At 41.0% G+C, this 10281-nt stretch carries 9 protein-coding genes and 1 pseudogene; 9 read left to right on the top strand and 1 reads right to left on the bottom strand.

Going from position 1 to position 10281, the window contains the following annotated elements:
* Window positions 1–154 precede the first annotated feature (154 nt).
* A pseudogene (locus SB775_RS23810) lies at window positions 155–526 on the top strand (transposase); the annotation flags it as partial.
* A gap of 153 nt (window positions 527–679) precedes the next feature.
* On the opposite strand, the gene SB775_RS23805 reads toward SB775_RS23810, so the two are convergent.
* A complete protein-coding gene (locus SB775_RS23805; RefSeq protein ID WP_410863621.1) occupies window positions 680–868 on the bottom strand; it encodes a YhzD family protein in 189 nt (62 codons plus the stop codon).
* 332 nt (window positions 869–1200) lie between these two features.
* Between SB775_RS23805 and cysK the strand changes: the two genes are divergently transcribed.
* The 8 genes from cysK (at window position 1201) to SB775_RS23765 (ending at window position 10234) form a co-directional block, all read left to right on the top strand.
* Window positions 1201–2124 (top strand): cysteine synthase A, encoded by a 924-nt coding sequence (gene cysK / locus SB775_RS23800; RefSeq protein WP_410863619.1) that lies wholly within the window; start codon window positions 1201–1203, stop codon window positions 2122–2124.
* A 111-nt stretch (window positions 2125–2235) separates the two neighbouring features.
* Window positions 2236–3519, top strand: coding sequence for a metallophosphoesterase family protein (locus SB775_RS23795; protein WP_410863617.1), 1284 nt, complete (start codon window positions 2236–2238; stop codon window positions 3517–3519).
* 21 nt (window positions 3520–3540) lie between these two features.
* Entirely contained in the window at window positions 3541–6561 is a 3021-nt protein-coding gene (locus tag SB775_RS23790) for an ATP-binding protein (RefSeq protein ID WP_410863616.1), read from the top strand.
* Between the two features lie 40 nt (window positions 6562–6601).
* Window positions 6602–7009 carry a hypothetical protein gene (locus SB775_RS23785; protein ID WP_250211764.1) on the top strand — a complete coding sequence of 136 codons (408 nt, stop codon included), beginning with the start codon at window positions 6602–6604 and terminating at the stop codon, window positions 7007–7009.
* 314 nt (window positions 7010–7323) lie between these two features.
* On the top strand, window positions 7324–8148 hold the full coding sequence (locus SB775_RS23780; protein ID WP_410863614.1) for an ABC transporter ATP-binding protein: 825 nt from the start codon (window positions 7324–7326) through the stop codon (window positions 8146–8148).
* Window positions 8141–8839 (top strand): (2Fe-2S)-binding protein, encoded by a 699-nt coding sequence (locus SB775_RS23775; protein WP_410863612.1) that lies wholly within the window; start codon window positions 8141–8143, stop codon window positions 8837–8839. The genes SB775_RS23780 and SB775_RS23775 overlap by 8 nt, the downstream gene beginning before the upstream one ends.
* A gap of 175 nt (window positions 8840–9014) precedes the next feature.
* Window positions 9015–9953, top strand: a complete 939-nt coding sequence (gene yhaM, locus SB775_RS23770) for a 3'-5' exoribonuclease YhaM (RefSeq protein WP_061462013.1) — start codon at window positions 9015–9017, stop codon at window positions 9951–9953.
* 98 nt (window positions 9954–10051) lie between these two features.
* The gene (locus SB775_RS23765) at window positions 10052–10234 is read left to right on the top strand and encodes a sporulation YhaL family protein (RefSeq protein WP_053344914.1); all 183 of its coding nucleotides are present in this window, start codon (window positions 10052–10054) and stop codon (window positions 10232–10234) included.
* Window positions 10235–10281 lie beyond the last annotated feature (47 nt).

The following is a 10281-nucleotide window of genomic DNA, read 5'->3' as shown; positions in this document are numbered from 1 at the left end:
CAATCAACGGCCAAATTGTACAACTCATAAAAAATAGACAAACTCGATTTTCATCGAGTTTGTCTACAGTCTGAAAAATCCGACCTCAATTGGTCGGATTTTTTTATTTAAAGTAAGCTTAATCACATTTTTAAAAAGAGATATTAGTTTGAAACGGCACGTTTATAAACTTGTTGGAGATATGTTAGATGAGGCGATTAAACACCTAAAACCAGAAGATACAGTCATCCTCCAATCTGATCAAGGGTGGCATTATCAAATGAAGAAGTATCAAAAAACGTTAAAAGATTCCCACATTATACAAAGCATGTCCCGTAAGGGAAATTGTTTAGATAACGCAGTCATGGAAAACTTCTTTGGCTTGTTAAAATCAGAATGGCTTTATCTCCAAGAGTTTGAAAGCATGGAGCACTTTGAAAAGAAATTAGATGATTATATTCATTACTATAACCACAAACGAATGAAGGTAAAATTAAAAGACCTGAGTCCGATAGAATACCGAACTCAGGTTTTAGAACCTGCTTAAACTATTTGTCTAACTTTATTGGGTCAGATCAAGTTTGTCTACAGTCTGAGCACTTAAAATAAGTGCCTAAAGTGACGGCCTTTCTCTATATAGTTTAAAAGGAGGATGTGGAAAACTGGATCACGCACTAAATGATGGCGCTTCCAGTTTCAATCAGCGATGAAACAGCAATAGCGCGCCTGAAGGTGATGTACAGCGATGTGTATGATCTTGATAGTTTTTTTCATTCAATAGATTTTGTCCCAATTCTTTTGCTTGTTCATCATCCTCGGCTGCAAATGATTCATCCAATAGTTTTTCCCCTGATGGTTCAAAAACGGTTAATTTGTATATTTTGCTCATTTTCAAAAACTCCCTTTTCAAATATAATTCTGTCTATTTTCTAAAGATAGGTACTGTTATAAAAATCTTATCATTATCTGTCAATTTTGACTATTGTTATGTGGGGAATGTATTAAGACAGGGAATATTGATAAGTAGCAAAATATCTTGGAGAATGATGGGAAATAACTATATCGAACTAATTTAATGGTTTCTTCCTTTAAGTTTGGAAAGAATGAAAACAAAACCTATTTATACTAGAGGAATTCTCTCCTTAAAATGAAAAATCATAAATGATATAATAAACCTGAGTAAAAGGTAGGAAGTGTATGGATCGAAGGGGGATTTTTTGAATGACGGTAAAAATCGTTAATAATATCACTGAATTGATAGGAGATACACCTGTTGTAAGGATTAATCATTTAACAGCGGAGGGTGACGCTGAAGTATTTGTGAAACTTGAATATTTCAATCCGAGCCGCAGCGTAAAAGATCGGGCTGCCTTCAACTTAATTAGGCAGGCTGAATTGGATGGTATCATTCAATCCGGGGCCACGATCATTGAACCAACATCAGGGAATACAGGAATTGGACTTGCTATGAATGCCGCTGCAAAGGGGTATCGTGCCATTATGGTCATGCCGGATAATATGTCGAAAGAAAGAATCAATATCTTAAAGGCATACGGAGCGGAAGTTGTCCTCACCCCTGCATCAGAGAGGATGCCTGGAGCCATTCGTAAAGCTGAGGAACTTGCCGCAGAGATTCCTAATAGCTTTATTCCGCAGCAATTCGAAAACCAAGCCAATCCTGATATTCACAGAGTGACGACAGCAGTCGAGATTTTGGATCAGATGGATGGAAACCTGGATGTGTTTGTCGCTACTGCTGGAACGGGAGGAACGATAACCGGTACAGGTGAAGCCTTAAAAGAGCATCTGCCGGAGTTAAAGGTTGTCGTTGTCGAGCCTAAGGGTTCCCCAGTTCTTTCCGGCGGAAAGCCTGGTCCTCATAAGTTAGTGGGTACGAGCCCTGGTTTTATCCCCAATATTTTAAATACAGAGGTATTTGATGAAATCATTCAAGCGGCAGATGAAGATGCGATTTCCACCATGAAGGATTTGGCTTCAAAGGAAGGTATATTGATTGGACCTTCAGGAGGTGCTTCTGTTTGGACTGCCCTGCAGGAAGCCCGTCGTCTTGGAAGTGGCAAACGAGTATTATGCATTGCACCGGATAATGGTGAACGATATTTAAGTATGGATATTTTTAAATAAAGAAAAGACCGAATGCCGTGCATGAAACAATGTTCACGCCATTCGGTCTTTTTCCTAATGAATTTGCCCATACTGGAATAACCAGGTACCAAATGCCGGATTAAAATAATAATGTATGGGAAAGTATGTTCTGTACGTGTTAAAATTAAATGTGAAATGTTGAAAGAAATCGAGGTGATAACTTTGAGCGGTGTGAAGTTCATTCATGCGGCAGATCTCCATTTGGATAGTCCCTTTTCAGGGTTGAAGGATATGCCGACATCTATATTAAAGGAATTAAGGGACAGTCCGTTTAAAGCTTTTAAAACTATCATTAATGAAGCAATTTCCCATCAGGTTGACTTTATCGTGTTATCGGGGGATCTATTTGATGGGGAAAATCGGAGTCTCCGGACACAGGTCCGGTTTCGAGCTGAAATGGAAAAACTCCAGCATCATCAGATCCCTGCTTATATCATTCATGGTAACCATGATCATCTCAGCGGCTCATGGACTACTGTGGAGCTGCCGGATAATGTCCACGTATTTTCAGGGAAAACTGAAGTGAAACGGTTTGAAAAAATCGATGGGACGACTGTCCACCTTTATGGATTCAGTTATCCACGCCGTCACGTAAGGGAGAGAATGATTGAAACCTACATAAAAGCTGAAGGGGCCGATTATCATATAGGTCTGCTTCATGGGAATTTGGAAGGCAATTCCGAACATAGCCCATACGCCCCTTTTTCATTGAAGGAACTAGCTGCTAAAGATTTCGATTACTGGGCATTAGGCCATATTCATAAACATCAGGTAGTATCAGAAGATCCGCTGGTGATTTACCCAGGGAATATTCAAGGCAGGAATCGAAAGGAATCTGGCGTTAAAGGGTGCCTTCTCGTCGAATTTGACGGAGACACGAAGCGCCGTTCCTTTATTGAGACCTCTGAGGTGATATGGGAAAGCGAAACAATTGAAATATCCGCGGAAGGTGGATTTGATGCCCTGCTCAAACAATGCAAGGAAGTAGTTGAACAGAAGGGTTTCGATGGGAGAAGCTTTCTTTTGGAATTGAAGCTGGATGCAGGTGACGCAGCAGGCCCTTCCGGGGAATATCTTGAGGAATTAAACCAGATTTTGCAGGATGAGGAGCAAGGCGAATCGTTTATCTGGGTGTATAAAATCAAAGTCATCCAGTCCATGCCGATGATTAGGTCAAATGAAAGAATATCGCCCTTTATGGCTGAGGTATCGATGCTTGCATCTGAATTTGATGATACGGATGCTGCTCTGGCCCCGCTTTATATTCATCCGGGTGCAAGAAGGTTTCTTGATTCAATAGAGCCGGAAGAGCAGAGGGAGCTTTTGGATGAAGCGGAAAGATGGCTTTTGCAAGTTTTTGAAGCGAATAAATGAATGTAGGGAGGAGGAACGGATTTGATTATTAAAGACCTCCATGTTTATGGTTACGGCAAACTGGAAAATCAGCGTTTTCCTGAATTGGGACAGCTGCAGGTTTTCTTTGGGGAAAATGAATCGGGCAAATCAACGATCATGTCCTTCATTCATAGTATGCTGTTTGGTTTTCCGACAAAGGTTCAAAACGAACCGCGTTACGAGCCCAAAATGCATGCCAAATATGGGGGAAGGCTCAGTCTCATAACAAAAAATGATGGGGAAATCGTCATTGAGCGTGTGAAGGGAAAAGCTACTGGTGATGTGAAATTGACCTTCGAAGATGGAAGGGTTGGCGGCGAGGAAGAATTGAATGAAATTCTCCATGGCGTTGATAAAAACTATTACCAAGCCATTTTTTCTTTCGACCTTCAAGGTCTGCAGGGATTACATACACTAAGTGAAGGGACCATGAGTAAATATCTGCTTTCAGCTGGGCTTATTGGGAATGATAAACTTCTTGAAGCCGAAACGAAATTGCAAAAGGAGCTTGATTTAAGGTTCAAGCCATCAGGCCAAAAGCCTTTACTGAATATGAGGTTGAAAGAACTTAAGGAATTGCAGAAAAAGGTAAAAGCATCAGAAGAAGAACAGCAGTCATATACGGCATTACTTCAGGAAGAAGCAAAACTTAAGGAGGAGCTCTCTAAAGTCACGATAGATATTCAAGAGATTGAAGAAAATCTTGTTAACGTGAGTACTTTTCTGCGAATTAAGCCCTTGGTTGAAGAACAGGAGGACCTTGAAACCGAAATAAGTAAAATCAAGGATGTAAGTTTTCCTGTCGATGGTTTAAAAAGACTTGAACAGTTTCAGGCAGTTGGAATGCCCATGAAAGCCCAACTGGCCGCATTGACGGATAAGATGGCCAAACTTGAAGGGAATCTTACGGAAATCGAAATCAATCCTTTCATCAAGGAACATAAAGATCAGATTGAGCATGCTATCGATCAAGGAACATTGCTGGAGAAGCTTGAGCTGGATATAAGAAGAGCGGAACATGATAGGCTGATGGAAGAAAAGAATATCGAAAAGGTGAAACAGCAATTATTCTTGGATGTTTCTGATGATGAAATAAGAAAACTTGATATCAGTAGTTTTATGAAGGAAAAGGTCAAAAGGACGGAGAGGGAAAAGCATCAACTTCAAAATGATAAAAAACAGCTTGATGAGAAATATGGACAGCAAAAGGGAAGTCTGGAAGCTACAGAATCCCGCTTGAAGGAGATAAAGGCCCAGTTACTGCCAGATGAAAAAAGAATCGAGCTGGAGTCCTTATACAACAAGCAGAATAACACCGAATTTGAAGCAGCACAATCCCTTATTCTTGATGAACAAATACTCGAGCTTGAAAAGCAATTGGCTTTACAGAGAAAGAAGGAAGCGCATAACCGTAAACGTTCACTTATCATGAATGGCAGTTTAATAGTACTTCTTTGTTTAGGTGCGATTGGAAGTTATTTCAGTGAACAGATTTTGTTGGGGATTATACTTTTAGCCATGGCTGTTCTGTTTGCGGTTTCCAGGTCCCTCTTCAAAGGTGATGATATATTGTCAGGGTATATCCGGCAATTGGATGTGATGAAAAGGAAAAGGGCTGCAATTGGAAGTGAAACCAATCGAGTGAGTGAAGGGGAGTCGATAGGACAGTTGCTTGAACTGGACCGACGTCTCCAAAGGCGGCTTGAAAGTGAAAGGTTCAAGTATGAAGAAAGAGAGGAAGCGTTTGAATCGACGATTCAGGAATATACCGCTTGGGAAGCTGGCAGGGATCGATTGGAAAAAGAGGTGAGAGGCATTCTAAGCGGTTGGGGCATGTCTTATCCCGGAATGGAATACAATCTTGAATCTGTATTTGAACTGCTTGAGAAATGGAAGGAAGCCGTTGACAGAAAATATGAAACAATCAAGCGGTTCCAATTTCTACATACAGAGTTTGAAGGTAAAGCGAAGGCTTTATTTCATTTTGCATACAGCCTTGATTTCGAACCTGCCACATGGCGGGAAGCGATTAGCCTTTTGAAACGGGAAATGAATAAAACGGTTGAATTCTCCGTTCAATTAACGCAATGGATGCAGGAACGGAGTCGTTTGGCGAACGAAATCGAGCAGTTGACGATGGAAAAAGACTATCTCGATGCGGAAATGGAACAGCTTTTTGAGTTAGCGAATGTAAAGGGTGAGGAAGAGTTCAGACATGACGCCGCCTTGTCCGAAAAGAAAATCACTTTCCAAAAACAACTTGATTTGATTACCATTCAAATTGGACAATCGAGAATGCTGCCTGATCAAATCCAAACTTACCTAAAACAGGGGATCACCACATATACATTTGAAAACTTGGAACGGAAACGGAAGGATTCTGTAAAGGTGAAATCACTTTTATTAGAGAAACAGTCGGATGCGAAGCATAGGATAAAACAGCTTGAAGCTTCAGGGATTCATGATGACCTACTTCATCGTTTTTATGAAGACAGGGCTGCGTTTAACGAAGAAGCAAAGGAATGGGCGAAATTGGCAATAGCCAAAAGCTTATTGAATAAAACCTTGGACCGATATAAAAGGGAACGCCTTCCGAAGGTCATCGCCGATGCAGAGCGGCATTTTGCCTTTTTAACGAATGGAAGCTATCGAAAAATCATCCTTGACCAGTCGGGAGAAGGAATTTGGGTACAGCGAAGTGATGGCTTGAGTTTCAGGGTTGAAGAGGTCAGCCGCGGGACAGCAGAGCAAATATATGTTTCCCTAAGGCTCGCACTTGCTGATCATACTTTTGAAAATGATTCATTCCCTCTCATCATTGATGATAGTTTCGTCAATTTTGATGAGGAAAGGACAAAACGGACGCTTGAGTTATTGAAAAAGGTATCGGAAAAGCGGCAAATTTTCTTTTTTACGTGTCATCGACATGTAGTGGAACACTTTACTGAAAATCAAGTAATTCATCTATCCAGTCCCGTATTGCGCCAAAATAGGAATGATTTGATCATCCCCAAAATATAATGGGATTTAAACTATAAAAAAGAGAGTGAAGTCATTGAATATGAATGAGTTTATAGGCCACCATGATTCTTCCCTAGAGTTAATCATCGAAAAGGAGTTTCCTGATAGACGATGTGTTGGGGGAAAATATTCTGCCGAAGGGCATACGATCACTTTGTATAGGAGAGATATCGAAATTCAGTGTGAACGCTCCCTAGGCTCGCTTCAGAGGCTCGAGGAATATACATGGGTGATTCTCACACATGAGATGGGCCACGCGTTAGACCCCGACCTTGCTTTGCTGAGTGAGGAGCTATACAATACAGGAAAATCAGAAATCCTTTATCAAATAGAGGTCAATGCCTGGAACATCGCAGAAGGATTAGTCCCTTTTATCGATCAGGCTTTATTTACCTTCATTAGAGATGAATCCCTGGCACATTGTACTAACCGCCTGCTGGTCGGTTAAAAAGCTCTCCAAATGGAGGGTTTTTTTTATCTAAATGGAGTTTGAAAGTTCAAACAGGTGATTGCCCTAAAGGGGGAACATGTACTAATGAATCGTTTGTGCGGAAGCTAAAGGCAAGTGGTAATGATAGGGTAATGGACTGGATTTTTTTACATTAATGTTTCCAAAGAAAGCTATATCTTTAATTGAGTGACACTTTATGATTCATTTGAGAGGAATGGGACACGAGATTTTGGATATATTCTTTTTTAAGATTGACAGTGAGAATCATTTTCATTAAACTAGTATTATTAGACTAAAAGGGGAGTATTTTAATGCGACCAGCTATTAACACACAGTCTCTATCGCTCGGTTATGGTGATAAATTAATTATAAATGATATGAATATAAAATTACCCGATGGGGAGATCACCGTGTTCATCGGTGCTAATGGATGTGGAAAATCAACACTGCTAAGGTCGGTTGCCCGCTTGTTAAAACCTCAATCCGGCTCAGTTTTACTTGAAGGCAAAGCGATTTCAACCATGTCATCGAAGGATGTAGCAAGAAAGATGGCGATCCTTCCGCAGTCGCCTGTTGCTCCTGAAGGACTCACAGTCTATCAACTTGTTAAACAAGGAAGATATCCTTATCAAAGTTGGTTAAAACAGTGGAGCTCCATGGATGAAGAAAAAGTTCAAAAGGCAATTGAAGCAACGAACCTGACTGAATTGAAAGATCGTGCAGTCGATGAATTATCGGGAGGTCAGAAGCAACGCGCATGGATAGCAATGACTCTGGCTCAGGATACGGACATCATTTTGTTGGATGAACCGACTACATATCTTGATATGACCCACCAAATCGAGATTTTGGACTTATTGTTCGAGTTGAATGAGTTTGAGAACAGAACGATCGTGATGGTGCTTCATGATTTGAATTTAGCTTGCCGTTATGCGGATAACCTGGTGGCACTTAAAGACGGAGCGATACATGCTCAAGGTCGGCCAGAGGATATCATCACGCCTGACTTGGTGCAGCATGTATTCGGCATGGAGTGTCAAATTTCTTTTGATCCAATTTTCGGCAGTCCCATGTGCATCCCGTTTGGTAAAGGCCGTTACGCTCGAAGTCAGGTGAAAGCGCTGGCCAATGCATAACCTCTCACCACCTATTGAAAAAGAGCTGCAAGGATATCGTATATCGTTTCGAGATGATACCAAGGTTTCCAAGACTTTCAATCATGTTGATGAGCTGATTGAGTATGCACAAGTCCGGTCTGGGGCGGAAACGTCAAGAATAGCAATTTCAATGTGGTTCAGACGTTATGCTTTTTTTGTCACGGCACAATTTTACATGTTCAGCAAACATCGGCTTATCTGGGAAGGCACACTTCAGGACATTGGCGTTTTGGATGATCCAGAAGATGAACATTGGCTTCCAGATTTTTTGCTGAAAATTAACAGGTGGAGCAATGTTCCGGAAAAGGAAAGCTCTTCTGCCCTACATTCCATATTAAGCAGCTTTGGAGCGGATGCCATTCGCACATTTTCCGGAACTACTAAAATATCGAGACTTGTACTTTGGGAAAATATTTGGAGCTACACGGTCTGGATGTATAGCGAGTTACTGAAGCAGACAGATATAAAGACGCGGGTTGGAAGGGACATTGAAAGGCTGCTTGAAGATGAAACATGGCTGAATATTGAAACACGTTCACCTTTTAAAAGATTCATTGGGGAAAAAAATGTTCCGGAGTCCATGAATCCTTATAAACGGGTGACATGCTGTTTATATTTCCGAATTGAGGGCCAGGATAAGTGTGCGTATTGTCCGAACAAGAACTGTTGAAATAGATCTGAATGGAAAACCAGGCTTGATTTCAAGCCTGGTTTTCCTGTGGGGTGAAAGTGACGGAAGCTTAGTCTTTTCCTTTCAATTGTCTGTCACTTATTAACGAAAACTAAACGCACTAACTAGATTGATATGTTATAATGTTGATATTTAATTGAACGGGGGCAGTCGCATGGGAAATGGGATCATACACTACGGAATTGGTGAAGTAGTAGATATATATATGTATATTAAAACGAGTACAAAAGCGGTTGCAAGTAATGGAAAGCCGTTTTTAACATTGATTTTGTGTGATAAAACCGGGGAAATCGAAGCAAAGCTATGGGATGTTTCCGAGGCTGATGAGAAAACATACAGTGCGGAAGCTACGGTAAAAGTCCAGGGGGAAGTCCAGAATTATCGGGGACGCAGCCAATTGAAAATCCGTAATATTAGACTTACATCAGATGCCGATGGCGTCACGAAAGCCGATTTAATTCAAACGGCGCCTTTAAGTCAAGAAGAAATGATGGAAACCATCACTCAATTCATTTTTGAAATGAGGAATCCGAATATCCAAAGGGTGACTAGGCACCTCATTAAAAAATACCAGAATGAATTCCTGACGTTTCCTGCTGCCACCAAGAACCATCATGAGTATATGTCGGGACTTGCCTATCACGTGGTATCGATGTTAGGGCTGGCTAAGGCCATTTCAACACTATATCCCTCGCTCAACAGGGATCTTTTGTATGCAGGAGTCATCCTGCATGATCTTGGAAAGGTACATGAGCTATCTGGGCCTGTGTCGACTGTTTATACTGTCGAAGGGAACTTGTTGGGGCATATCACCATCATGGTAAATGAAGTCGGTAAAGCTGCAGAGGAATTAGGCATTGAAGCAGAAGAAATCATGATTCTAAAGCACTTGATATTAAGCCATCATGGTAAAGCGGAATGGGGGAGCCCCAAACCGCCAATGGTGAGGGAAGCGGAAGTGTTACATTATATTGATAATATGGATGCCAAGATAAATATGATGGACCGCGCCTTGGAAAAAGTGAAACCGGGTGAATTTACGGAAAGAGTCTTTGCGCTCGATAATCGTTCATTCTATAAACCAACATTTTAATGAATATGCTTCTTTCTCGATGGAGAAAGAAGCATATTTTTTTTGTTCACGCATATCCTCTATTAAATGTATAGTAGATTTTTTGGGAGGGAATGGACATGCCAATTTGGATCTGGTTCGTGTTTATTGGAATAATCGTCAGTGCAGTCATGTCAATTTGGACCGCTAGGCAGGAACGCCTCATAGATGATGCATGGATTGAGAAGGAAGGTCAGAAGTACATTGAACGTATGGAAGAAGAGCGTGAAAGGCGTAAAAAGGATATAAATCAGGGAGCATAGCTTGAATGATGAGAAAAAAAGCGACAGGCCAATGGCCTGTCGCTTTT

The organism is Peribacillus sp. SIMBA_075, assembly GCF_046534585.1.
Note: the sequence above shows the minus strand (reverse complement) of the source record. Positions and strands in the feature narration are given on the sequence as shown.

Excerpts from the sequence above, each read along its gene's own strand:
- SB775_RS23795 (WP_410863617.1), top strand. The coding sequence starts at position 2,236 with ATGTATGGGAAAGTATGTTCTGTACGTGTTAAAATTAAATGTGAAATG.
- SB775_RS23775 (WP_410863612.1), top strand. The coding sequence starts at position 8,141 with ATGCATAACCTCTCACCACCTATTGAAAAAGAGCTGCAAGGATATCGT.
- SB775_RS23805 (WP_410863621.1), bottom strand. The coding sequence starts at position 868 with ATGAGCAAAATATACAAATTAACCGTTTTTGAACCATCAGGGGAAAAA.
- SB775_RS23785 (WP_250211764.1), top strand. The coding sequence starts at position 6,602 with ATGAATGAGTTTATAGGCCACCATGATTCTTCCCTAGAGTTAATCATC.
- SB775_RS23780 (WP_410863614.1), top strand. The coding sequence starts at position 7,324 with ATGCGACCAGCTATTAACACACAGTCTCTATCGCTCGGTTATGGTGAT.
- SB775_RS23765 (WP_053344914.1), top strand. The coding sequence starts at position 10,052 with ATGCCAATTTGGATCTGGTTCGTGTTTATTGGAATAATCGTCAGTGCA.
- cysK (WP_410863619.1), top strand. The coding sequence starts at position 1,201 with ATGACGGTAAAAATCGTTAATAATATCACTGAATTGATAGGAGATACA.
- yhaM (WP_061462013.1), top strand. The coding sequence starts at position 9,015 with ATGGGAAATGGGATCATACACTACGGAATTGGTGAAGTAGTAGATATA.